The 24,181-nt window shown below is 64.2% G+C and carries 25 protein-coding genes; 16 read left to right on the top strand and 9 right to left on the bottom strand.

Going from position 1 to position 24,181, the window contains the following annotated elements:
• Window positions 1–23 precede the first annotated feature (23 nt).
• A complete protein-coding gene (locus tag CH273_RS07430) occupies window positions 24–899 on the top strand; it encodes a DUF559 domain-containing protein (protein ID WP_094637974.1) in 876 nt (291 codons plus the stop codon).
• Window positions 900–1,080: 181 nt separating this feature from the next.
• On the opposite strand, the gene CH273_RS07425 is transcribed toward CH273_RS07430, so the two are convergent.
• On the bottom strand, window positions 1,081–1,485 hold the full coding sequence (locus CH273_RS07425; protein WP_032393838.1) for an SPW repeat domain-containing protein: 405 nt from the start codon (window positions 1,483–1,485) through the stop codon (window positions 1,081–1,083).
• A gap of 147 nt (window positions 1,486–1,632) precedes the next feature.
• Between CH273_RS07425 and ramB the strand changes: the two genes are divergently transcribed.
• Window positions 1,633–3,045, top strand: coding sequence for an acetate metabolism transcriptional regulator RamB (gene ramB, locus CH273_RS07420; protein WP_032393837.1), 1,413 nt, complete (start codon window positions 1,633–1,635; stop codon window positions 3,043–3,045).
• Between the two features lie 17 nt (window positions 3,046–3,062).
• Window positions 3,063–3,836, top strand: coding sequence for an LLM class flavin-dependent oxidoreductase (locus CH273_RS07415; protein WP_032393836.1), 774 nt, complete (start codon window positions 3,063–3,065; stop codon window positions 3,834–3,836).
• Here CH273_RS07415 and CH273_RS07410 read toward each other — a convergent pair.
• The 3 genes from CH273_RS07410 to CH273_RS07400 form a co-directional block, all read right to left on the bottom strand.
• Window positions 3,823–4,920, bottom strand: a complete 1,098-nt coding sequence (locus CH273_RS07410; protein WP_032393835.1) for an LLM class flavin-dependent oxidoreductase — start codon at window positions 4,918–4,920, stop codon at window positions 3,823–3,825. The two genes, CH273_RS07415 and CH273_RS07410, sit on opposite strands and share 14 nt — an antisense overlap.
• A gap of 4 nt (window positions 4,921–4,924) precedes the next feature.
• A complete protein-coding gene (locus tag CH273_RS07405) occupies window positions 4,925–5,740 on the bottom strand; it encodes an NADPH-dependent oxidoreductase (protein WP_032393834.1) in 816 nt (271 codons plus the stop codon).
• 62 nt (window positions 5,741–5,802) lie between these two features.
• Window positions 5,803–6,813: an MBL fold metallo-hydrolase gene (locus CH273_RS07400; RefSeq protein ID WP_032394151.1), complete on the bottom strand. Its 1,011-nt coding sequence runs from the start codon at window positions 6,811–6,813 to the stop codon at window positions 5,803–5,805.
• Window positions 6,814–6,972: 159 nt separating this feature from the next.
• On the opposite strand from CH273_RS07400, the gene CH273_RS07395 reads away from it, so the two are divergent.
• Genes CH273_RS07395 through CH273_RS07380 form a run of 4 tightly spaced genes read left to right on the top strand, consistent with a single transcriptional unit; the run spans window position 6,973 to window position 12,739 of the window.
• Window positions 6,973–8,412 carry a gamma-aminobutyraldehyde dehydrogenase gene (locus tag CH273_RS07395; RefSeq protein WP_032393833.1) on the top strand — a complete coding sequence of 480 codons (1,440 nt, stop codon included), beginning with the start codon at window positions 6,973–6,975 and terminating at the stop codon, window positions 8,410–8,412.
• Window positions 8,409–10,346 (top strand): primary-amine oxidase, encoded by a 1,938-nt coding sequence (locus CH273_RS07390; RefSeq protein WP_032393832.1) that lies wholly within the window; start codon window positions 8,409–8,411, stop codon window positions 10,344–10,346. Before CH273_RS07395 ends, CH273_RS07390 begins: the two co-directional genes overlap by 4 nt.
• Window positions 10,347–10,374: 28 nt before the next feature.
• Window positions 10,375–11,229, top strand: a complete 855-nt coding sequence (locus CH273_RS07385; protein WP_032393831.1) for a universal stress protein — start codon at window positions 10,375–10,377, stop codon at window positions 11,227–11,229.
• Complete coding sequence (locus CH273_RS07380; RefSeq protein ID WP_032393830.1) at window positions 11,222–12,739, top strand: APC family permease; 1,518 nt, start codon at window positions 11,222–11,224, stop codon at window positions 12,737–12,739. Before CH273_RS07385 ends, CH273_RS07380 begins: the two co-directional genes overlap by 8 nt.
• A 52-nt stretch (window positions 12,740–12,791) precedes the next feature.
• Here CH273_RS07380 and CH273_RS07375 read toward each other — a convergent pair whose 3' ends face one another.
• Entirely contained in the window at window positions 12,792–13,409 is a 618-nt protein-coding gene (locus CH273_RS07375; protein ID WP_032394150.1) for a TetR/AcrR family transcriptional regulator, read from the bottom strand.
• A gap of 81 nt (window positions 13,410–13,490) precedes the next feature.
• On the opposite strand from CH273_RS07375, the gene CH273_RS07370 reads away from it, so the two are divergent.
• Both CH273_RS07370 and CH273_RS07365 read left to right on the top strand, forming a co-directional pair.
• On the top strand, window positions 13,491–14,477 hold the full coding sequence (locus CH273_RS07370) for a nitrilase-related carbon-nitrogen hydrolase (RefSeq protein ID WP_032393829.1): 987 nt from the start codon (window positions 13,491–13,493) through the stop codon (window positions 14,475–14,477).
• A complete protein-coding gene (locus tag CH273_RS07365) occupies window positions 14,474–15,520 on the top strand; it encodes an agmatine deiminase family protein (RefSeq protein ID WP_032393828.1) in 1,047 nt (348 codons plus the stop codon). Before CH273_RS07370 ends, CH273_RS07365 begins: the two co-directional genes overlap by 4 nt.
• 10 nt (window positions 15,521–15,530) lie before the next feature.
• Here CH273_RS07365 and CH273_RS07360 read toward each other — a convergent pair whose 3' ends face one another.
• The 3 genes from CH273_RS07360 to CH273_RS07350 all read right to left on the bottom strand — a co-directional run bounded on the left by CH273_RS07360 (window position 15,531) and on the right by CH273_RS07350 (window position 16,915).
• Window positions 15,531–15,857, bottom strand: coding sequence for a hypothetical protein (locus tag CH273_RS07360; protein ID WP_045200962.1), 327 nt, complete (start codon window positions 15,855–15,857; stop codon window positions 15,531–15,533).
• 321 nt (window positions 15,858–16,178) lie between these two features.
• Window positions 16,179–16,706 (bottom strand): hypothetical protein, encoded by a 528-nt coding sequence (locus tag CH273_RS07355; RefSeq protein ID WP_032393827.1) that lies wholly within the window; start codon window positions 16,704–16,706, stop codon window positions 16,179–16,181.
• Window positions 16,703–16,915 carry a helix-turn-helix transcriptional regulator gene (locus CH273_RS07350; protein WP_032393826.1) on the bottom strand — a complete coding sequence of 71 codons (213 nt, stop codon included), beginning with the start codon at window positions 16,913–16,915 and terminating at the stop codon, window positions 16,703–16,705. The genes CH273_RS07355 and CH273_RS07350 overlap by 4 nt, the downstream gene beginning before the upstream one ends.
• Before the next feature lie 181 nt (window positions 16,916–17,096).
• On the opposite strand from CH273_RS07350, the gene urtA reads away from it, so the two are divergent.
• From urtA to CH273_RS07320, 6 genes are all read left to right on the top strand, one after another.
• Entirely contained in the window at window positions 17,097–18,374 is a 1,278-nt protein-coding gene (gene urtA, locus CH273_RS07345) for an urea ABC transporter substrate-binding protein (protein ID WP_032393825.1), read from the top strand.
• Between the two features lie 72 nt (window positions 18,375–18,446).
• Complete coding sequence (gene urtB, locus CH273_RS07340) at window positions 18,447–19,331, top strand: urea ABC transporter permease subunit UrtB (RefSeq protein ID WP_032393824.1); 885 nt, start codon at window positions 18,447–18,449, stop codon at window positions 19,329–19,331.
• Window positions 19,328–20,419: an urea ABC transporter permease subunit UrtC gene (urtC, locus tag CH273_RS07335; RefSeq protein ID WP_032393823.1), complete on the top strand. Its 1,092-nt coding sequence runs from the start codon at window positions 19,328–19,330 to the stop codon at window positions 20,417–20,419. The genes urtB and urtC overlap by 4 nt, the downstream gene beginning before the upstream one ends.
• Window positions 20,416–21,246: an urea ABC transporter ATP-binding protein UrtD gene (urtD, locus tag CH273_RS07330; protein ID WP_032393822.1), complete on the top strand. Its 831-nt coding sequence runs from the start codon at window positions 20,416–20,418 to the stop codon at window positions 21,244–21,246. Before urtC ends, urtD begins: the two co-directional genes overlap by 4 nt.
• Window positions 21,239–21,931 carry an urea ABC transporter ATP-binding subunit UrtE gene (urtE, locus tag CH273_RS07325; RefSeq protein ID WP_032393821.1) on the top strand — a complete coding sequence of 231 codons (693 nt, stop codon included), beginning with the start codon at window positions 21,239–21,241 and terminating at the stop codon, window positions 21,929–21,931. Before urtD ends, urtE begins: the two co-directional genes overlap by 8 nt.
• Before the next feature lie 11 nt (window positions 21,932–21,942).
• Window positions 21,943–22,611: a GntR family transcriptional regulator gene (locus CH273_RS07320; RefSeq protein WP_032393820.1), complete on the top strand. Its 669-nt coding sequence runs from the start codon at window positions 21,943–21,945 to the stop codon at window positions 22,609–22,611.
• A gap of 6 nt (window positions 22,612–22,617) precedes the next feature.
• Here the strand turns inward: CH273_RS07320 and CH273_RS07315 are convergent, their stop codons facing one another.
• Window positions 22,618–23,541: an ABC transporter substrate-binding protein gene (locus CH273_RS07315; RefSeq protein ID WP_032393819.1), complete on the bottom strand. Its 924-nt coding sequence runs from the start codon at window positions 23,539–23,541 to the stop codon at window positions 22,618–22,620.
• Window positions 23,542–23,632: 91 nt separating this feature from the next.
• Here CH273_RS07315 and CH273_RS07310 point away from each other — a divergent pair, with 91 nt between their 5' ends.
• Complete coding sequence (locus CH273_RS07310; RefSeq protein WP_032393818.1) at window positions 23,633–24,181, top strand: carboxymuconolactone decarboxylase family protein; 549 nt, start codon at window positions 23,633–23,635, stop codon at window positions 24,179–24,181.

The following is a 24,181-nucleotide window of genomic DNA, read 5'->3' as shown; positions in this document are numbered from 1 at the left end:
ACGCCATCGCCGACGCTGCACCCATGACAGCCAGCTCCACTCCCGCCCAACCCGGTCATTCCGCAGGCTCCACTCCCGGCCCCGCCACATTCCGACAGCTCGTCTCCTCCGGACTCCATCCCAGCACCGTCTCGCGACGCTTCACCCGCGTTCTGCCGACGGTCCATATGCGCGGGGAGCCGTCGACGATGGATCGGTGTCGGGCCATCGCCCTGTGGCGACCCGATGCCGTACTCAGTCACCGTTCGGCCGCATACCTACGCGGCTGGACGACCGAGCCGTCCACTCTCGATGCAACCGTCCCCCGCTCGGCCCGGTTGCGACCACCGCCATGGCTCCGACTGCACCGTCGCGCACTCGATTCCCGGCTCGTCGACGAGGTCGAGTCACTGCCTTGCACCACTCCTGCGCAGACGATGCTCGATTGCCTGGCGGTACTCCCTCGCGAAGAGGCCGAGTTGCTGATCGACGAGCGTCTGAAGTTCGGACTCGACCCTGCGTCGCTCATCTGCCTACTCGAGCGATTCCCGGGTCGACGCGGCAACGCAGAGTTGGCCCGTCAGGTCCGGCTGGCAGTGACGAGGTTCGCCTCGGAACCGGAGCGGGCCCTCGGCCGGGCATTGCATCGGATCGGCCTGTATCTGGAGATGAATGCGACAGTCGGCTCGTTCGTCTGCGACCTCGTCGACCGTCGCAGCCGAACGATCATCGAGGTGGACGGACGCGAATTCCACAGTGCAGCAGAGGTATTCAGAAAGGATCGACGTAGACAGAACGCCCTGGTACTGGGTGGCTGGTTGGTGCTGCGCTACTCGGCGTTCGATGTGCTTGCCGCGCCGGATGTGGTGGCTGCCGAAATCGCGTCGGTTGTCAGGCGGCGTCGGGAATCGCGGCGATGAGAGCACACAATGCTCCACTCGCCGGTCCGCACGAGGGATTTACCGGATCCACCGCGCCGAGTGGAGCACCCATTGCATCAGGCGCCGCGATGAACCCACAGAGCAGAAAATGCTCCACTCCCGGACCCGCGTACGACATTCATCGCACGCGGCCCCGGGAGTGGAGCACCGGTTGCCGAGATCAGATGCGAACGCCGGTTCGGTCGTCGCTGTGTGCAATCACCTGCGACGTGATCGGCGTCCGACGCGAGGCCAGCACACCGAGGCCGCCCATCGCGGCGATGACGAGTCCTCCGACGATCGCGAACAGATCGGCAGCGAGCAATCCGGACGGGAACACCATCAGCGCGGGCGAGACAGCGAGCAGCAACCCGAGGCCGACGTGGGTCCAATGACTCTGTCTCGACGAGGATCCGATGGCCCAGAGTGCAGACGACGCCGCAAGGATGCCGAGCACGAGGATGGCACCGGTGACTTCCTGGTCTCCCTGGACGGGAAGCCAGACGGTCGATGCGACGAGCACGGCTCCGGTGACGAAGACGACGACGTCCCTGACGATTTCCGATGTGCGTTGACGATTGGACATGACCGCTCCTCGTGGTGCGTGGTGAATAGCTCGTACACCGGTATACGCCCTTACTTCGGCTAATGTTCCCGTTGGCTGTCGAATTGTGACCCAGTAGCCGATTGCGAACGGTGTTAACCCGATTCTTCGCAGGCGTAGCCTGGCGATATGTCGAAAACCTTCGTCGGCGTGCGGCTTCGGCAGCTCCGCAGCGAACGCAGCATGAGCCAGGTGTCACTGGCACAGAAGCTCGGGATCTCCGCCAGTTATCTCAACCAGATCGAGCACGACGTGCGTCCACTGACGGTGCCGGTGTTGCTGCGGATCTCCGAGGTGTTCGGCGTCGACACGTCGTTCTTCTCCTCCGAGGACGACACCAGGCTGGTTGCCGAACTCCGCGAGGTGGCGCTCGATCAGGATATGGGGATCGATGCCGATGCCCACGAGATCGCGCAGATGGTCAGCTCTCACCCGCAGTTGGCACGGGCGATGGTCAACATGCACCGCCGATACCGCAATACGACGGCTCAGCTGTTGGCCGCTACCGAGGAGCGGTTCTCCGACGGCAGTGGCAGTGGTTCGATCAGCAAGCCGCACGAGGAAGTGCGTGACTACTTCTATCAGCGACAGAACTATCTGCACGAATTGGACACTGCGGCAGAGGCTCTGACCTCGAGAATCCGGTTCCATCGCGCCGACGTCGGTGGCGAGATCGCCAAGCGGCTGCGGACGGTTCACGACGTGCAGATCGTCAATCGCATCGACCTCGGCGAGAACGTGCTGCATCGGTTCGATCCGCAGACGCGAGTGCTGGAGATCTCACCGCATCTGTCCGGCGGGCAGAAGGTGTTCAGGTACGCCGCCGAACTCGCCTATCTCGAATGCGGGGATCTGCTGAAGAAGATGGCCGACGAGGGCAACTTCACCAGTGAGTCGTCGAAGAAGTTGGCGGTGCTCGGTTTCGCGAACTACTTCGCGGCCGCGACGGTGTTGCCGTACCACCAGTTCCACGACGTCGCCGAGGATTTTCGGTACGACATCGAGCGGCTCTCGGCCTTCTTCTCGGTCAGCTACGAGACCATCTGCCATCGCCTGTCCACCTTGCAGAGACCCGAGCTGCGGGGTGTTCCGTTCTCGTTCGTGCGCGTCGATCGCGCTGGGAACATGTCGAAGCGCCAGTCCGCCACAGGCTTTCACTTCTCGTCCAGCGGTGGCACGTGCCCGCTGTGGAACGTGTACGAGACCTTCGCCTATCCGGGCAAGATCATGACGCAGATCGCCGAGATGCCCGACGGCCGCAGCTACCTGTGGATCGCACGCACCGTGGAGCGGCGTGCCGCGCGATACGGACAGCCCGGCAAGACCTTCGCCATCGGCCTCGGATGCGAACTGCGCCACGCCGGACGGCTGGTGTACGCCGACGGTCTGGACGTACAGGGCTCGGCGGCGGCGACACCGATCGGAGCGGGCTGCCGGGTGTGCGAGCGTTCCAACTGCCCGCAACGCGCGTTTCCGCCACTGGGCAAGGACCTCGACATCGACGAGCATCGAAGTTCGGTGTCGCCGTATCTCGTTCGCTGAGAAGAAAGGAACACTGCATGACACGCATCGGCGTTGTACTGCGACCCGAACTTGCGCCGGAGGATCTCGTCGACGCGGCTCGTGCGGCCGACCGCGCAGGCGTCGACGAGGTGTGGTTGTGGGAAGACTGCTTCTACTCCGGTGGATTGTCGACTGCTGCACTGGTTCTCGCGAACACCGAACGCATGAGCGTCGGCATCGGGGTGCTACCGACTCCGATGCGGAACGTGGCAGTCACAGCCATGGAGATCGCTACCGTGGCCCGTGTCCATCCGGGGCGGCTCCGCGTGGGGCTCGGACACGGTGTTCAGTCGTGGATGGGGCAGATCGGGGCGCGAGTGCAGTCGCCTCTGACGTTGCTGACCGAACAGATGACAGCGCTCACCGCACTGTTGGCGGGCGAGAGCGTCACCGTGCAGGGGCGGTACGTCTCGCTCGACAACGTCACGCTGAACTGGCCTCCGCTGCAACCGCCGCCGCTGCTCGTCGGTGCGACGGGGCCGAAGACTCTTGCCCTGAGCGGACGCACCGGTGTGGGAACCATCCTCACGAGTGAGACGTCACCGGATCAGGTGCGAACGGCCATCGAGCACATCGATGGTGGGCCGGACCACGAGATCGTCGTCTACATTGCCGCCGCGACCGATTCCGATGCCGCGCTGAGCAACCTGCAACGCTGGATCGATGCCGGTGCCACCACCGTCGTACTCGAACCCCCTGCGGACCGAGCGGATCCGACCACGTTGTTCACCCACGCCGCGGCATTGACGGCACAGGTCAGCTCGCAGTGAATCCCCTGGCACGATCTTTGTCCTCGGTCGTCCACAGTGTGGTCGTCACCTCGGCCCGCACCAATGGAATCACTTCTTCGGCGAACTGTCGTAACGTGTCCTTCTGACGCTCGAAGTCCAGTACGTGGTTGATCGAAACCGATTGCAGATCATGGCCGTACGCGTCGTGGTAGTCGAGTATCTTCGCCGCGACGCGTTCGGACGAGCCCACCAGTGCGGGCCCCCGCGCTACCGCGTCGTCGATGGTCCGAAAGCTCGTCACCTTGCCCTTGGCCGCCGGGTCGTGTTTGCGCTTGTCCTGCTGCGCGACGATGCCCTCGTAGATCGGCCGATACTCGGCAACGGCAGCCTCGGTCGTCGTGCCGAGGAACAACCCCCCGGAGCCAGAACCCACGTACGCCTTGTCCGGGTCATGACCGTGATTGCGATACTGCTCGCGGTAGCGGTCGATGAGTTCCTTGTAGTTCTCCCTCGGCTGCAGTGCGTTGGCTGTCACGATGGGGTCTCCCCACTCGGCCGCCAGATCGACCGCTTCGATCGAGGTGGCCGAACCGTGCCAGATTCGAAACGGCCCGTCGAAGGGCCTGGGCAGTGTGGTGGCGTCGGACAACGGATGTCGGTGGCGCCCGGTCCAATCCACGTGCTCCTCACGGATCAGCCTGCGGAGCAGTTCGTAGTTCTCGGTGAGGTACTCGTACTGGCGCGCGATGTCGAGTCCGAACAGTGGGTACTGCAGTACTTCGTTGCCTTTGCCGATGACGACTTCGAGGCGGCCTCGACTCAGTTGATCGACGGTGCCGAGGTCTTCGGCGACGCGGATCGGGTCCAACACCGACAGGACGGTGACGCCGGTGGACAACAGAATGCGATGCGTCGCCTGGGCGAGCGCGCCGAGAAGCACCGTGGGAGCGGACGAGAGCACGTCTCCCGCGTGCCGTTCTCCGACAGAGAACGAATCGATGCCCAGTTCTTCTGCAAGAACGGCGAGTTCGATCAACCGGTCGAATCGGTCGGCCGGGTGCACGACTGCACCGGTGACCGGGTGCGGAGGGTTGAAGACGATGTCGAGAACCTGAAAGCGCATAGTTCTACCGGGACTTCCAGCCGAGGGACTCGAACGATTGTCTGAGCGTCACACGCGAACCGATCGCCTCACCGCTGCGCAGGCGCGATAGTACCGACGAGATCCAGGATGCCGTACGTCCCTGTGTCACATAGTATTCCGATAATCGTTGCTCGTAGACAGGCACCGCAGCGTCGGCCACCACGGCGTCGTAGTTTTCGTGGTGGAGCACCGAGGAGATGGGCAATCGCGGCTTCACCCCGGCCGTATCCTCGCCCGCTCGGCCCAGCGCCAAGCCCACCACCGGAACCGATTGTTCGGCCAATGCCAGCTCGGCAGCAATCTCGTCGGGTGCGTTGCGCACCGCCCCGACATACACCGTCCCCCATCCCAGCGACTCCGCAGCGACGACGGCGTTCTGCGCGGCCAGCGCTGCATCGATGGCACCGAGAATCGTACTGTCGAAGTAGTCGGCACCGCCGAGTTCGGCGTCGTGCGCTGCGGCGAGCCGTCGGGCCCGCCCGAGATCGGCCACGAACACCAGGAACACCGCAGCCTCGGCGATGAACGCCTGGTTGCCGGCCAGCGCCGCCAGACGCTTCTTGCGCGCCGGGTCTCGTACCGCGATCACGCTCCAGGCCTGCAGGTTCGATGACGTCGGCGCGGATTGGGCTGCGGCGACGATGGTCTCGATCGTCTCGGTGTCGATCGGATCGTCTGTGAACGTCCGCACCGAGTGATGCGACAGCAGAACGTCGATCGTCTCGTTCGTGTACGCCAATGCCGTCAGAGCAGGATCGCGGTAGCGCTGCTGAACCCACGAGGCCGAAAGGGAGGTCACGTGTCCCACGCTCCTCCGAACGACGCCGACGCGCCACAGTTGCGCTCGCCGTGATTCGAAAGCTAGGTCTTTCGGAGCCGATGCTGCCGGAGGTAGCGTCCCGCGTCGGCGAACGCGCGTGCTCGACGCGTGAGTGTGGGTGGGGCGGGCTTCTCACCTCGCCACAGGCGGTACAGGGTGCTCATGCTCAGGATGAGTCGTTCCGGTGAGTCCCAGTGTGAGTACTGCCCGAATTCAGGAGATTTCAGCAGGTTGAGGGCAGCTTCGGTTGGACCGAGCCCGGCGTCGAAGCAGCTGCGTCCGGCCTCGGATACCCAGGTCCAGTAGTTGTGGAGCGCCCGGATCTCGCCGGTGCCGCACAGGGGGCCGTGGCCGGGAACGTAGACGGCGGCATCGAGTTCGAGGAGGTGGTCGAGGGCATCGATCCAGTTCTGCAGAGGTCCGTGCCAGAGCACCGGGGTGGCGTCGATGAACAGAAGGTCGCCGGCGAACACGACTCCGACGTCGGGGAGATGGGCAATGAGGTCACCTTCGGTGTGTGCCGGGCCCAGGTACCGCAGGTGGACCGGCCGCCCCGCCACGTCGATGGTCTCGGTGGTGTCGAAGGTGTGGTCGGGCAGTCTCGGCAGACTCGTGGGGAAGGTGGCGTCGCCGCGGACTCGGTCCATGTAGGAGCCCATCGCCCCGACCGGCCCCGGCACCCAACCGATCTTCGCGCCGACAGATGCGAACGCGTCCACCCCTTTCGGCGGTGTTTCCTCTTTCATCGCGTGCAGCGACGCGGTACTGGTGGTGATGCGGGCGGTGGCAGGGACGGTGTCGTTTCCCCACCAATGATCGCCGTCGGAGTGGGTGTTGAGTACCTCGGTGATCGGTGCGTCGGCGACCAGCTCGGCGGTGTCGGCGACGACTCGCTGCGCCCAGTTCACATCCCAGACGGTGTCGATCAGCATCGACGCCGAACCCGGTGCCACGATCAGTCCGGTGTTGGTCTGTCCCCAGCTGCCGGGCGGCCGCATGAATGCCCAGGTGTCGTCGGCGATCTGTCGATACCCCACCTCTGTGTCTGCCACCGCCACAGGCTAGCCGGTGAGCAGCTCCTGCGGGCTCGAGTTGGACCGACATTCGGTCCTGATCGGTGAGGGGTAGTTGGACATCTTGTCGGGTGGCGAAGTCTCGTCCGTAGGTGCAGGCTTTGCAGAACCGAAACAGTCGACGCTAGGGGTTCAGTGATGACGGTGCCTGTCCTGCAGAACTACATCGACGGGGCGTTCGTGACGCCGTCGGGCACCGAGATGCTCGATGTGGTGAATCCGGTGGACGAGTCGATCGTCGCTCACTCCCCCGTCTCCGACGCCGCCGATGTCGATGCCGCGATGTCGGCCGCTGCCAGAGCATTCGAGACCTGGGGCAAGACGACGCCGAGCGAACGGCAGAAGGTGCTGTTGAAGCTCGCCGACGCCATCGAAGCGCACAGCGACGAGATCGTCGAGGCGCAGAGCCGCAACACCGGTCAGCCCAAGGCCACCATCGCGGCCGAGGAAGTCACTGTCGGTGCCGATCAGATCCGATTCTTCGCAGGCGCGGCACGGATGCTCGAGGGCAAATCTGCGGGCGAGTACATGGACGGCTTCACCTCCTATGTCCGACGCGAACCGATCGGCGTCGTCGGGCAGGTGACCCCGTGGAACTACCCGTTCATGATGGCGATCTGGAAGATCGGTCCCGCGCTGGCCGCGGGAAACACCATCGTGCTCAAGCCGAGTGACACCACCCCCGAGAGCACGCTGGTGCTCGCGAAGCTCTCGAAGGGCATCGTGCCCGACGGGGTGTTCAACGTCGTTCTCGGGAACGGCGGCACCGGTGCGGCGATCGTGGAACACAAGACTCCCGGCCTGGTCTCGATCACCGGATCCGTTCGCGCCGGCATCGCTGTTGCCGTGGCCGCCGCCAAGCAACTCAAGCGGGCGCACCTCGAACTCGGCGGCAAGGCACCGGCAATCGTGTTCGACGACGTCGACATCGCCAAAGCCGCCGACGGTATCGCAGAGGCCGCGTTCTTCAACGCCGGCCAGGACTGCACCGCTGTCACCCGCGTCCTGGTCCACGAGTCGGTGCACGACGGACTCGTCGATGCCCTTGTCGCCAAGGCGAAGACGCTGAAAGTCGGCCTGCCCGACGACCCCGATACCTTCCTCGGGCCACTGAACAACGTCAACCACTTCGGTCAGGTGAGCGCCAAAGTCGACGGCATCGGCGCGCATGCCACCATCGTCACCGGCGGCAAGCGCATCGGCGACAAGGGCTTCTTCTTCGAGCCGACCATCATCACCGGCGTGCAGCAGTCCGATCCCATCGTGCAGGAGGAGACCTTCGGCCCGGTGCTCACGGTACAGAAATTCGGCGACGAGGCGGAGGCGATCGCGCTGGCCAACGACGTCGACTTCGGTCTCGCGTCGAGCGTCTGGACTTCCGATCACGCACGCACACTGCGCATCTCGGCAGCTCTGGACTTCGGAGCCGTATGGGTCAACTGCCACATCCCGTTGGTGGCCGAAATGCCGCACGGAGGATTCAAGTACTCCGGCTACGGCAAGGATCTCTCGGCCTACGGGGTCGAGGACTACACCCGCATCAAGCACGTCATGAGCTCGACGGAGACTCTTCGATGACCTTTCACCCCCTCGATCCCCTGTCCAGCGACGAATTCGCCACCGTGGCCGAGGTTCTCGGTCGCGACCACGGAGTCGGCGACGGCTGGCGCTACGCCTCGATCGAGATGATCGAACCGGCCAAGTCCGAGATCGCCGCATTCGACGCGGACGGTACCGTGCCTGCGCGTCGAGCAGTCTCGGTGGTGTTGAACCGCAACGAGAACACGACGTTCAAGGCCGTGGTGTCACTCGACGATCGCACCACCGAATCGTGGACGCACATTCCGGATGTGCAGCCCAACTTCACCGTCGACGAGTGGGAGGAGGCCGACGCGGCCCTGCGTGCCCACCCCGATGTGATTGCCGCCCTTGCCGATCGCGGTATCACCGATCTGGATCTGGTGTTCATGGACACCTGGACCTACGGCGAGGCAGTGACGCCCGAGAAGTACAAGGGTCGACGCCTGGGCTGGTCCGACACGTGGGTCAAGGCCTCGGAGGGTGCCAATCCCTATGCCGGGCCGGTCGGCGGTTTCCACTGCGTCATCGACGTGAACACGATGGAACTGCTCGAGATCGAGGACACGTATCGCGTCGAGCGACCGGAGATCATGGGTGAGTACGTGCCCCGCCACATCCCGGAGCGAATCAGGAACGCGAGCACACGCCCACCCCTGAAGCCCCTCGAGATCACTCAGACCGACGGGCCGTCGTTCGAGCTCGACGGCAACAAGCTGACGTGGCAGAACTGGTCGCTTCGCGTGGGGTTCAACTATCGCGAGGGCATGACGCTGCACGCCGTCAGCTACAACGACAACGGGAACGTGCGGTCCGTTGCCAATCGAATGTCGTTCGCGGAGATGGTCGTTCCGTATCGCGATCACACCGAGGACCATTACCGACGCACCGCGTTCGACATCGGCGAATGGGGCCTGGGCTTCATGACCACCTCGCTCGAGCTCGGCTGCGATTGCCTCGGCGAGATCCGGTACCTCGATGCAGTGCTGCACAACAGCAAGGGTGAGCCGTACACGATCACCAACGCGATCTGCATTCACGAGGAAGACAACGCCGTGCTGTGGAAGCACGTCGATCACGACGCCGGAGCCGAGGTGCGACGGATGCGTCGGCTCACGGTCAGCTTCCATGCAACGGTTGCCAACTACGAGTACCTCGTCTACTGGCGGTTCTATCAGGACGGCAACATCGAGTGCGAGGTCCGCGCGACGGGCATCATGGTCGTCACCCACTTCGACGAGGGCGGCTCCCACCCGTCCGGAACGCTGGTCGACAACCGCACGTATGCGCCCTACCACCAGCACTTCCTGGTCGCCCGGCTCGATCTGGACATCGACGGCACCGAGAACACCGTGTATTCCAGTGAAACCCAACGTGTTCCGATGGGACCGGACAACCCTTACGGTCTCGCGCTGACTCAGGTCAACACTCCGCTGACCACCGAGTCCGAAGGCAAGCAGGATTACGACTGGCACACCCAGAAGGCGTGGAAAGTCGTCAACGACAACGTCACCAACGGCCTCGGCACCCGGCCCGCCTACAAGTTGGTTCCGGGAGCGGCCATCCCGTCGATGTTCGATCCCGCATCGCCGATCTTCCAGCGCGCCCAGGTGATCGGCCACACCGTCTGGGTCACCCCCAACTCACCCGACGAGCGTTGGCCCAGCGGCGAGTTCGTGAACCAGAGCGGCATCGACCACGGGCTACCGGAGTGGACCGAGAAGGATCGCAGCATCGAGAACACCGACGTCGTCGTCTGGTACACCTTCGGCATCCACCACATCACGCGACCGGAGGACTGGCCGGTGATGCCCGCGGACACGGTCTCGTTCTGGCTCAAGCCGTTCGGGTTCTTCGATCGAAATCCATCGCTCGACGTCACACCGTCGGAACCGAAGTCGTGCCACACCGATCCCGGTAGCACCTGCCATTAGCTCGCCCAACCTCAGGGAAGGTCCGCCCATGCGTCTGATCGTGGGGTACCAGGCAACACCGAGTGGAGCAGACGGAATCGCTCTGGGGGCAACGCTCGCGCGTTCGCTGCAGGCATCGCTGGACATCTGCCTGGTCTTGCCCCAGGAGCGGCCGGTGCCGTCCAAGGCACCGGTCGAGGCCGGATACGACGACATCCTGATCGATCGGGCCACCGGCTGGCTCGACGAGGCACTGACCCTGGTACCCGAGGACGTACAGGCACGCGCGCACCTGTTGTTCGACGAGTCCTTCGCACAGGGCCTGCTCGACTGTGTGGACGAGTGTGACGCCTACATGATCGTCGTCGGTGCGGCCGGTGACGGTCTGCTCGGACGCCATTCGATCGGCACCGTCACCAGCGATCTTCTGCATGTGTCGCATGTGCCGCTCGCGCTGGCTCCGCGGGGGTATCGGCACTCGCCGCCGCAGCGCATCCGGGAGATCACCTGTGCCATCGGAAATCGGCCGGGGGCAGCCGAACTCGTGCGGGCAGCCACCGACCTGTCCGTCACCGCCGAGTTGCCGCTGCGGCTGCTCTCCCTCGTGTCCGCAGAAGAGCAATCGGCACGGGGTCCGGACGGTCTCGCCAAGGCCGAGGAGGTGCTGCGGACCGTGCAAGCGGAACTGCCCGCAGGGTCGGACGTGCAGTTGACGGTGGCGGAGGGCTCCGGCATCGAGAAGGCCGCCTCGTCGCTCGACTGGCACGACGGCGACGTGTTGATGGTGGGGTCGTCTCGACTCGCCCAGCCTCACCGGCTCTTCCTGGGATCGGTTGCCGCCAAGATGCTTCGGGTCGTTCCCGTTCCGATGATCGTTGTTCCGAGAGAGGCCGACGATGAATGAGCACAAGGTAGTCGACGTCGAGTCCAAGGGCCTGTCCGCCGGCCAGCTCGGGCTGCTCGCCAGTGTGGTGCTGGGCATCTCGACCATCGCACCCGCGTATGCACTCACTGCGTCGCTCGGGCCGACCGTCACCGAAGTCGGAGTACATCTGCCCGCGATCTTCATCGTCGGCTTCATCCCGATGTTGCTGGTGGCCTTGGGCTACCGAGAGCTCAACGCGGCGGAGCCCGACAGCGGCACGTCGTTCACGTGGGCGTCGAAGGCCTTCGGCCCGTACGTCGGCTGGATGGGTGGCTGGGGCCTGATCGCGGCCACCATCATCGTGCTCTCGAACCTGGCCGGAGTGGCCGTCGACTTCTTCTATCTCTTTCTCGCCCAGGTCACCAGCAACGACTCCTTGGCCGACCTGACCGGCAACAAGCTCGTCAACATCGTCACGTGCCTGGTGTTCATGGCGTTGGCGGCGTGGCTCTGCTATCGCGGCATGCAGGAGACCAAGCGCGTGCAGTACACGATGCTCGGCTTCCAGCTGCTGGTGATGGCGTGGTTCATCGTTGCCGCATTCGTCAAGGTCGGTGCCGGCGATGGGGCCGAGGACATCTCGTTCAGCCTGGACTGGTTCGACCCGTTCGGCATCCCGAGCTTCTCTGCCTTCACCGCCGGCCTGTCGCTGTCGATATTCATGTACTGGGGTTGGGACGTCTGCCTGACGGTCAACGAGGAAACCTCGGGCAGCGCAAAGATTCCCGGGCGTGCAGCGCTGGTCACGGTGTTCTTCATCATCGTGCTGTATTTGCTCACCGCAGTGGCAACCCTGCTCTTCGCAGGCACTGGTGACACCGGAAACGGACTGCAGAATCCCGACACCACCGACAACGTGTTCGCCGCCCTCGCCGGGCCGGTGATGGGCCCCTTCGCGATCCTGCTGTCCCTGGCCGTGTTGAGCAGCTCCGCCAGTTCGCTGCAGGCCACGTTCATCTCACCGGCGCGTACTCTGCTCGCGATGGGTCACTACCAGGCCCTACCGAAGCGGTTCGCCTCCATCACACCGAGATTCAGCACTCCGGGCTTCGCGACGCTCGTGGCAGGCGGGGCGTCCGCCGGCTTCTACGCCGTGATGCGGGTGGTGAGCGACAACGTTCTCACCGACACCATTGCCGCGCTGGGACTGATGATCTGCTTCTACTACGGCATCACGGCATTCGCCTGTGTCTGGTACTTCCGCGAGGAGCTGTTCACCAGCACCCGCAACTTCTTCTTCAAGTTCCTGGCCCCGCTACTCGGTGGCGTCGGGATGGCCGTGGTGTTCGTGCAGACCTCGGTCGACGCCTGGGACCCCGAATTCGGCAGCGGCTCATCACTGTTCGGTATCGGCATGGTGTTCCTCATCGGCGTCGGCATCATCGTTCTCGGCATGGTCGTCATGGCAGTGGTGGCACTGCGCAAGCCGGAGTTCTTCAAGGGCAACATTCTCCGGCGCGACACTCCGTCACTGATCGTCGAGGACTGACGACCCACCCGGACTTCACCGATGCCCGGGGCCACGATGTCGCTTCCGGCGATCAGCCGTCGAGCATGTTCGCGGGCACCGGATCGAATCCGGCCAGCAGCGCGCGGAGTCCGTACTCGAAGGCCTCGTCGGAGCGGGAGGACTTGGAGGACGCGGTGTCGAGGGCTGCGCGCAGTGCGTGACCGACTTCGACACTCGGTCGCCACGGGGCCTCCGGTGCCGCCAGGTCGAGTGCCGAGCCGAGGACGAAGCTGTCGAGAACCGTGATGATGTTCAGCACGTCGGCGGGTCCGAATTCCGCCGCTGTGAGGGCATCTGCCAGCGCGTTGTACATGCCGAAGGCGTGAGCACTGTTGACGGCATGCTCGGTGAGCAACGGAATGAGACGTGGATAGCGGGCGTAGCTGTCGCGGTACGCGCGGGCGATCTGCGCGACGGTCTCACGCCAATCGAGCCCGTGTCCCGGTAGCGCGACCTCGGACATCGCGCGTTCGCGCAACAACTCGACTATCTCTTCGCGTCCCGACACATGGTTGTACAGCGACGACGGGCTGACGCCGAGTTTCTTGGCGAGGAGCGGGATGGTGAAGCCACCGGTATCGGCCACCAGCGCGAGGGCTGCAGTGGTGATTCGTTCGGTGTCCAACAGTGACACGGACGGTCTCCCCACGGTGCGCACCCTTCTTCCTCTTGCGGTTCCGATCGCAGTCGACAATACTTAACGAATCACATTCGTTTTATCGGAGGTCCCATGCTGACGATCACCGCACTCACCGCGCCCGAGGCCCTGACCCGCACCACCCCGACCGATCGGGCACCGCTCCGCCTGGGGTTGGTTCAGCATCGCTGGAACCCCGATGCCGCGGCGTTGAAAGCCGAATTGCTCGAGGCCATCTCCGCCGCCGCGAACCTCGGGGCGAAGGTCGTCTTCCTGCCCGAGATCACCCTGCTGCGCTACCCTGCCGACACCCGTGCCGGAGCCAACCCGGGCAAAGAAGCCGAGGATCTGCTGACCGGGCCCACGTTCACACTCGCTGCCGAGGCCGCCGCCGCGAACGGCATCGTGGTCCATGCTTCGCTGTACGAGAAGTCCGAAGCAGCGGACGGATTGGGCTTCAATTCCGCCATCATGGTCTCACCGACGGGCGAACTGCTGGCGCGAACCAGAAAGCTGCACATCCCCATCTCGGCCGGGTACTACGAGGACACCTACTTCCGCGCCGGTCCGGCCGAGGACCCGTATCCCGTGTACTCCCCGGCGGAACTCGGCGGTGCCAGAGTGGGCCTGCCCACCTGCTGGGACGAGTGGTTCCCCGAGGTCGCTCGCAGTTACGCACTCGGCGGCGCGGAGATTCTCGCGTATCCGACGGCCATCGGGTCCGAGCCCTCGTTCCCGGCCTTCGACACCCAACCGCTGTGGCAACACGTCATCGTCGGCCACGGCATCTCGAACGGCCTGTTCATGGTGGTACCCAACCGCTGCGGCGACGAAGGCGAGATCACCTTCTACGGTTCGTCGTTCATCTCCGATCCCTACGGCCGCATCCTGGTTCAGGCACCCCGCGACGAATCGGCCGTCCTCGTCGCGGATCTCGACCTCGATCAGCGTCGAGAATGGTTGGAGCTGTTCCCCTTCCTCCTGACACGCAGACCCGACACGTACGGCCGCCTCACCGAGCCGGTGAACGCCGACGCACCGTACGGTGACGGACACGCCGCGACGCCGGTGATCAAATGAACACCGCCGCAACGACGTTCACGATGCCGTCGGAGACCGCGCCGCAGGACAAGGTGTGGATGGCGTTCCCCTGCGAGGGATACTCACTCGGCGACGACCCGGAGGCCAAGCACGAGGCCCGCTCCACATGGGCTGCCGTCGCCCACGCCGTTGCCGAATTCGAGCCGGTGACCGTCGTCGTCGATCCGGCCGAACGCGCCGTCGCATCGACGTACCTCTCGCGTGACATCGACATCGTCGAAGCACCGTTGAACGACGCCTGGATGCGCGATATCGGTCCGACATTCGTTCATGCACAGGACGGTTCGGTCGCCGCCGTCGACTGGGTCTTCAACGGCTGGGGTGCACAGGACTGGGCGCAGTGGGACAAGGACAGCCGTATCGGCGAGTTCGTGGCGAATCAGGCTGCAGTACAGCGAATCACGTCGCCGATGGTCAACGAGGGCGGCGGCATCGCGGTCGACGGCGTTGGCACGGTGCTGGTGACCGAAACCGTGCAACTCGATCCGAGCCGCAACCCCGGACTGTCGAAAGCCGACGTCGAAGCGGAACTCGCACGAACCATCGGTGCGCGGCACGTCATCTGGCTGCCGCGCGGACTGACGCGCGATTCCATGCGTTTCGGTACTCGCGGGCATGTCGACATCGTCGCGGCCGTCCCGTCGCCGGGAACGGTGCTGGTGCATCGGCAACACGACAGGGCTCACCCCGACTACGAGGTCAGTTCACTGATCGTCGACGCCTTGCGTGCCACCCACGACGGCTCGGGTGAGGATTGGAACATCGTGGAGGTGCCGGCTCCGCGGACACTGCGTGATGCCGACGGCTTCGTCGACTACAGCTACATCAATCATCTGGTGGTCAACGGCGGCGTGATCGCCTGCAGTTACGACGACCCGTCCGACGCCGACGCGGCAGCGATCCTGCGCGAGGCGTACCCGGCCCGGGACGTGGTGACCGTGGACGCGAGACCACTGTTCGAGCGAGGCGGTGGGATCCACTGCATCACCCAACACCAGCCTTCGGCGAAGAATCTCGGCTGACAGTCGGGTCCTACGAGCTACGACGAACCTCGAGCTGCTCGCCGACGGTGACGGTGTGCGCTTCGGTCACGCAATCCAGGCGTCCGTCGAGACGCAGGGAGACGTTGTATTCACCCTGCTTGAGGTTGAACGTGGTGATGGTGATGCCGGTGGCATTCTCGCCCACGATCACGCGCTGGCTCAGCGACAGCATCCCGTTGTGAAGAACTTCGCACATCTGACCCGGCAGAACGTTCTCGACGTGAACGGTGATGGCCTTCGGTCCACCGACAACCTCGATGGTGGGCTCCGGCGTGCTCGATCCGACGAGTCTGAGGTAACTCTTGTCTCTGCGCACGGCCTCGACTTCCCTGTTTGTGTACTCCACCCTGAGGTGAACGCCCGACGTGGTCTCAACGGTAGTTCGTGGCGCGGTTGAAGACGGATTGGTTTCACACGCCGTCATCGGCCTCGCCCCGAGCCTCTCTTTACATCGAGGGCCGAACCGTCCGCGTTACGAACCCGCCTCCGACCAGCCCACCCACAGCCGCGCACATCCAGGGAATCTCGATGTCACCGGTCAGAACATACCCCCCGGACCGCGGATCTGCGAGCGGACTGATCGAACCGATATCTTTACGTATCTTTGCACCCTGTAATCCGCGTACGCGCCGTCCGGCTAGTGAGGTCTGTCCGTTTCCTCGAAGCCGAGCAGTTCGGCCTTCTCGGCGGCGAGCTCGGCGTTGTGCTTCCGACGCTGGTGTCCTTTGACACCGAGCGCAGCGGCCGTTGCTCCCAGAGCCGCTCCGGCGGCCACGCCGATCCAGGTCGACACACCGACGTCACCGCCCTGAACGAGCAATCGCACCAGCACACCACCGAAGCCCAAGAGATACAGAACGCCGACGATCGCCATCCGCGGCCGCCGAAGCTTCTGCACCGTGTACATGTCGACCCCCCTAGCCCGGGCATACCCGATGACCACGAAGGCGACAGTGACGAGCGCGACGATGATCCCGATCGCAATCCACGCCCCGGTGACTCCCGCCGCGTAGGGCAGGATCGCCGCGGCGACGAGTCCGATCCACAGCAGCGACTGGAATCCGACGGCCGAGGCCTCGTTCCAGGCGTCGCGTTGGAGTTCGTCGGTGTAGAACTCGTCGTCGAGGTCGCCGACGAATCGAGCGGCTCTGACGAATGCGCTCATGATTCTTCCTCTCCTTCGTCTCCGAACAGTGTCTCCACTGTCGTATCGAGTGCGCGGGCCAATCGCAGCGCCAGGTAGACGCTCGGCGCATAGTCGCCACCTTCGACGGAGACGATGCTCTGACGGCTCACGCCGCAGATGCTGCCGAGTTCGGCTTGGGTGATGCGTGCCTGTTTGCGATGTGCGCGAACGTTGTTCGTTCCGGACATACGTGAAAGTCAAGCCTGCTTGTCATTTTTTGTCAAGCCTGCTTGTCATTTGAAGGCATTTACGTCTGCGTAACGCGGGAAACAGACTCGTCACCGCAGAAAATACCAACGCAATACGCGGCCTTTACTGTTCGCAATCGCGAATACAACTCCGTATACAAAACTTCCGAAAGGGCCGTAGATGCCTGCTGTCTCGAAGCGCATGTCCGTCAAGCGCGTCATGGTCGTTCCCGCAGCGCTGGCTGCATTGAGCCTGGTCGCCACCGCATGCGGGAGCAAGGCCAGCGACACCACCTCTGCCGACGGCGGCGGCGGTTCTGCCACCTCGTGTGTCGACACCTCCGGTGACACCATCAAGGTCGGCTCGCTCAACTCCCTGTCCGGCACCATGGCGATCAGCGAAGTGACTGTTCGCGATTCGATCGCACTGGCCGTCGAACAGATCAACGCGGCCGGCGGAGTCAACGGCAAGCAGATCGAGATCGTGGCCGAGGACGGCGCATCCGAGCCGACGGTGTTCGCCGAGAAGGCCGAGAAGCTGATCAGCAGCGACTGTGTCGCAGCGGTATTCGGCGGCTGGACCTCGTCGAGCCGCAAGGCCATGCTGCCCGTGTTCGAGGACAACGACGCTCTCCTCTACTACCCGGTGCAGTACGAGGGACTCGAGGCGTCGAAGAACATCTTCTACACCGGTGCCACCACCAACCAGCAGATCATCCCGGCGCTGGACTACCTGAAGGAGAAGGGCGTCAAGTCCCTCTACCTGGTGGGCAGCGACTACGTCTTCCCGCAGACCGCCAACCGCGAGATCAAGGCATACGCTGCCGCGAACGGTATCGAGATCAAGGGTGAGGACTACACCCCGCTCGGTTCGACGGACTTCTCCACCATCGTCAACAAGGTGCGCTCCGCCGACGCAGACGCGGTGTTCAACACCCTCAACGGCGATTCCAACGTCGCGTTCTTCCGCGAGTACACCAACGCCGGCCTCAAAGCTGCTGACATGCCGGTCATCTCGGTCTCCATCGCCGAAGAGGAAGTCGCCGGTATCGGTGCGGCCAACATCGAGGGTCAGCTGACCGCCTGGAACTACTACCAGACCGTCGACACCCCGGAGAACAACAAGTTCGTCGCCGACTACAAGGCGAAGTACGGTGCCGACAAGCCGACCTCGGACCCCATGGAAGCCGCGTACACCTCGGTCTACCTGTGGAAGAACACCGTCGAGAAGGCCGATTCCTTTGCCGTGGCCGACATTCAGGCTGCTGCCGACGGCGTCAGCTTCGCCGCTCCCGAGGGCGAGGTCGTCATCGACGGGGACAACCACCACATCTCCAAGACTGCCCGCATCGGTGAGATCCGCCCCGACGGACTGATCTACACGGTGTGGGAATCACCCGAAGCGATCGCACCCGACCCGTTCCTGGAGACCTACGACTGGGCCGCCGACCTCAACTGACCACCACCCATGTGAGTGGAACTTCGTAGCCTGCTACGAAGTTCCACTCACATGCTCCGAAGGAGCTCCCCTATGGACGTCGTGATCGGACAGTTGTTCACCGGCCTGTCGATCGGATCCATTCTTCTCCTCGCCGCCCTCGGGCTGTCACTGACATTCGGTCAGATGGGCGTCATCAACATGGCGCACGGCGAGTTCATCATGGCCGGTTCGTACACGGCCTACGTGGTGCAGCAGATCGTCTCCACCGGCGGTGCATCACTGTTCATCTCTCTGATCGTCGGCTTCCTCGTCGGCGGTGCGATGGGAGTCTTGTTGGAGGTCACGCTGATTCAGCGCATGTACCACCGACCACTCGACACCCTGCTCGTCACGTTCGGCGTCGGGCTCATCCTGCAGCAGCTCGCTCGCGACATCTTCGGAGCACCCGCGGTCAACGTCGTCTCCCCGGGATGGCTCAGCGGCGGCGTCGACATTTTCGGTGCCGTGGTTCCCAAGACCAGAATCTTCATCCTCGTGCTCGCGATCGTCGCCGTTCTCGCACTGTCGGTGGCACTGAAGAAGACCGCAATGGGTCGACGCATCCGCGCGGTGGTGCAGAACCGTGATCTCGCGGAGACCTCGGGTATCTCGAGCCGTAGGACGGATATCTCGACGTTCTTCCTCGGCTCCGGTCTCGCCGGTGTCGCGGGCGTCGCGCTCACCCTGATCGGTTCCACCAGTTCCACTGTGGGACAGAGCTATCTGATCGACGCCTTCCTGGTGGTAGTGGTCGGCGGACTCGGCCAGATCAAGGGTGCGGTCATCGCGGCCTTCGCCCTCGGGATTCTCAACTCGTTCATCGAGTACAGCACCACGGCCTCGATCGCCAAGGTCATCGTGTTCGTGCTCATCGTGATCTTCCTGCAGGCCCGCCCGCAAGGCTTGTTCGCCGTCAAGACAAGGAGCCTGGTATGAGCGAGTTCATCGCCAAGCGCGGTGCCCTACTGGGATTCGCGCTCGCCGCGATCCTGCTGTTCGCCGTCGCTCCGGCCGTTCTCAGCGACTTCCGGCTGAACCTGCTGGGCAAGTTCATCTGTTACGCGATCGTGGCCGTCGGTATCGGATTGGCCTGGGGCCGAGGCGGAATGCTCACTCTCGGTCAGGGCGTCTTCTTCGGCATCGGGGCCTACATCATGGCCATGCATCTGAAGATCTCCGACGCCGATCTCCGCGGCGACGACGTACCGGACTTCATGTCGATCGCAGGCATCCGTGAATTGCCCTCGTACTGGGTGCCGTTCACCTCACCGATCACCACGATCCTGGGCATTCTGTTCCTGCCGGCCCTGGTGGCACTGGTACTCGGTCTCGGCGTGTTCAAGCGTCGGGTCAAGGGCGCGTACTTCGCGATCCTCAGCCAGGCACTCGCCGCCGCGTTCGCGATTCTGCTCATCGGTCAGCAGACCACGGGCGGCTCCAACGGCCTCAACAGGTTCCGCACGTTCTTCGGGTTCAATCTCAACGACCCCGCGAACAAGCAGATGCTGTTCTTCATCGCCGCAGGCGTGCTGCTCGTGGTCGTCGCCATCACCCGCCAGCTCATGTACTCGCGCTACGGCGAGCTGCTGGTCGCGGTGCGGGATCAGGAGGAGCGCGTGCGGTTCCTCGGATACGACCCCGCCAACGTCAAGATCGTGGCCTACGTGGCCGCGGCGTTCTTCGCGGGTCTCGCAGGCGCACTGTTCGTTCCGATCGTCGGCATCATCTCCCCCAACGACGTCGGCATCGTCCCGTCCATCGCGTTCCTCATCGGTGTCGCCATCGGCGGTCGCACCACCCTGCTCGGCCCGGTCCTCGGCGCGCTCGGCGTCGCCTGGGCTCAGACCACACTGTCCGAGCAGTTCCCGTCGGGCTGGACGTACGCGCAGGGTCTGCTGTTCGTGGTGGTCGTCGGGTTCTTCCCCGCCGGTATCGCGGGACTGTTCGCGCTGCGCAAACGAAAGCAGGAATCCGAACCGGTTCCCGAACCGAGCGAAGAGCCAGAGAAGGAACTGACGCGATGATTCATGTAGAAGGTCCGCAACCCACGTTCGGCGGCAACGCAGGAATGTCGAGTCAGTATCTCGAAGTACGAGATCTGACAGTCAGTTTCGACGGTTTCAAAGCCAACACCAACGTGGACCTGACGCTGATGCAGGGCGATCTGCGCTTCCTCATCGGGCCCAACGGTGCAGGCAAGACCACCCTGATCGATGCCATCACCGGCCTCGTCCCGGCCACCGGCTCGGTCACCAAGTCCGGGGTCGAGCTGCTCGGCAAGAAGGTGCATCAGATCGCCCGCCTCGGCATCGGCCGAACCTTCCAGACCGCCAGCATCTTCGAGAATCTGACGGTATTGCAGAACCTGGATATCGCCGCCGGTTCCGGTCGGTCCGTGCTGACGATGCTGCGTCGTCGAGGATCGGTACTCCCCCAGATCGAGGAGGCCCTCGAGACCACCGGCCTGACGGCCGAGCGCGACAAGCCCGCGGGAATTCTCGCGCACGGGCAGAAGCAGTGGCTCGAGATCGGAATGCTGTTGGTGCAGAACGCCGACGTGCTCCTGCTCGACGAGCCGGTCGCAGGCATGAGTCACGAGGAGCGCGAGGAAACCGGCCAACTGCTGCAGCGCATCGGTGGTGAGCGGACCGTCGTCGTCGTCGAGCACGACATGGACTTCATGCGTATGTTCGCCACCTCGGTGACGGTGTTGGCTGCCGGACGTGTTCTGGCCGAGGGCACGGTGGCCGAGGTACAGGCAGATCCGAAAGTCCAAGAGGTCTATCTCGGCACCGCAGCGGCGGGCGAGGAACTCGACCAGATCGCAGAGGAAGGAGCCGACCATGCTTGAACTGGTGGATGTGCGTACCGGCTACGGACGCAGCGAAGTGATTCACGGTGCGTCGCTGACGGTTCCGGCCGACGGTGTCGCCGCGGTCATGGGACACAACGGCGCAGGCAAGACCACTCTGCTGCGGGCTGCGGTGGGGTTGCTCAAGGTCAACTCCGGCAAGGTCATGTTCGACGGCGAGGACGTGAGCGCGTTGCGTCCCAGCGCCCGTGTCGCCCGCGGACTCGCGTATGTGCCGCAGGGTCAGCAGTCGTTCGGCCAGTTGACGACGGCCGAGAATCTGCAGGTCGTCGCCGACGGTCGCAAGCGTGGCAAGGCACTCGTCGACGAGGCACTCGATCTGTTTCCGGCGTTGAAGGAGTTGCTCGGTCGCAGAGCGGGATTGCTCTCGGGTGGTCAGCGCCAACAGCTCGCGATCGCACGAGCACTGATCACCGAACCGCGGATGTTGATTCTGGACGAGCCGACCGAGGGCATTCAGCCGTCGGTCGTCGCCGAGATCGAACGAACCGTCATCGAACTCACTCGACGCGGAGGATTGGGAGTGTTGTTGGTGGAGCAGCACATCGGCTTCGCCCTCGAGTCGGCGCAGAACTACTACATCCTCGAGGCCGGCCGCATCACGTCCACCGGCGTGGGCGGGAGCGAGTCCGAGGCGGACGTCCGCGCAGCCATGGCGATCTGACCGGACCCATCGTGCCGCGCAAGGACCTTCGCGAGAAGGTCTATTCGTCACTGCGCCGGGATCTGATCTCCGGCGCCATCAGCTCCACCGAACGGCTCGGCGAGGAGCGTCTCGCCGAGCTGTACGGTGTCTCGCGCACACCGGTGCGCGAGGCGCTGGCGCGGCTGCAGGCCGACGGCCTCGTCACCCGCGACGAGGCCGGCCTGCACGCCTATCGCCCCCGGATCGGCGATCTCCCCGATCTCTACGAGCTCCGGTCGACTCTCGAAGCCCGGGGCATCACCCGATCGATGTCGCACCCGGTCGATCGGTCGTCGTTGTCGCACCTGTTGGACACCTGGATCGGTTTGCGGGCCGACCCACCCGACACCACCGACGATCTGGTCTCGCTCGACGAGAACTTCCACGTCACCTTGTTGGCTGCCTCGGGCAACCCTGCTCTGACCGATGCACTGTGCACCGTGAACGCCAAGGTGCGTCCGGTTCGGATACTCGGCGGACTCACCGCCGCAGCCGTCGTCTCGGCGATCGATCAACACATCGACATCGTCGAACGTGTCCTCGCCGGGACCTTGGACTCGGCACTGGAACTGCTACTGGCACATATCGATTCCTCACGCGACCTGGTGGTCGAGCGGGCCGAGCAAGCTGCGGCGCTGGCGGGCGCAGTCCGGATGTGACTCGGATCAATTCTCCGAGAGAATCCGATCGATGTCGTCGAGCACGGTCTGTCCGCCCTTGGGTCCGACGCCGGTGATCCAGTACGACAGGTCCACCGCGTGTGGATTCGGCAGTACGGCCGCGTTGGCGGTGATCGACTCCGGTATCGCTGCGGGGTCCGACGGGTCCGAGGCGGTGACGACGATCAGATCCGCGGCCGCCTGAGCTGCCAGCTCGGGCGAGAGGTCGACCGAGATCTCGTCGACCCATTCCGGCCTCGGCGGGGTGGTGAAGCCTGCGCACTCGAGCGTGCTCCCGGCGAACGACGTCGGCCCGTAGAGGGTCAGTTCGCCCGCGCGGGGGCGGATCAACTGTGCCGTCTTCCCAGCGGTGTCGTGTTTCTCGGCGATCTCGGCACACCGATCGTCGTACGCGGTGAGCAGTTGCTCCGCAGTGTCCTCCTTGCCGAGAGTGCGTCCGACGAACCGGACGTTGTCGCGCCACGGATCGGATTGGGAGGCCATGAACACCGTCGGCGCGATGGCGGCGAGTTGGTCGTGGTACTCGGCGTGCCGAGTCTCCGTGCCCAGGATGAGATCCGGTTGCAGAGCCGCGATGTCCTCGATGGTCGGTTCGGCAACGGTGCCGACGGTGGCGATGTTCGCGGCTTCGGTACCGAGGTACGACGGCACGCCGCTCGCCTCGCTGAGCACCGCGGTCCCGACGGGTACGACGCCGAGGGCGACGGTGGTGTCGAGTTCGACCGGCTCGAGCGTGACGATGCGCAGCGGGTTCTCGGGAACCTCGACCGTTCCCCGGACGGTCTCGACCGAGCGCGTCGCGCCGCCGTCGGCGTCGGAGGTGGCCTCGGTGGACGAACACGCCGTCGCAGCCACGCCGATGGCGACGGCCAGAGCGAGGGTCACGATGCGGTTGTGAGACTTGGTCAAGGGTCCTCCGTGGCTGCATTGTCTGGAATCACAAAGAGGCTAGCCTATCCTTTGTCGACCCGGTGACGCCTGGCCGTCCAGTGGGTACGGTGTGGCTGTGACCACTCCACGCATTCCGTCCGGTACCGCCAGAACTCTCGGGCCCGTCAACTGGGTCATCTGCAAGGTGATCGCCAAAGGTGCGGGGGTGCCCAATCCTCATCTGTTCACCACCCTCGGGCGCACCGGCGGACTGTTCCGAGCCTGGCTGTTCTACAGCGGGCACCTGATGCCGGGCGGCAAGATCTCCCGCAAGGAAACCGAGATGGTGATCCTGCGCGTGGCTCACATCCGAGAGTCCGCCTACGAGATGGATCATCACATCCGGCTCGGCAAGCGCGCGGGTATCGACCGCGATCTGCTCGAGCTGATCAAGACCGGACCCGACGCACCAGGCCTGTCGACGCGGTATCGGACCATCCTGACCGCGGTCGACGAACTCATCGCCACCAAGATTCTCTCCGACGCGACCTGGAACGAACTCGCCACCCAGTTCGACGAGCGCAGGCTCATCGAATTCGTCCTGCTGGTCACCCAATACGACGGGCTGGCAACCACTCTCGCGACCCTGCGCGTCGAACGCGACTACACCGAACGGTAG

This window comes from Rhodococcus sp. 05-339-2 (assembly GCF_002258965.1).
In the GTDB taxonomy this organism is placed as follows: Bacteria; Actinomycetota; Actinomycetes; order Mycobacteriales; family Mycobacteriaceae; genus Rhodococcoides.
The sequence above is the reverse complement of the archived record's forward strand: the minus strand, read 5'-3'. Positions and strand labels throughout refer to the sequence as shown.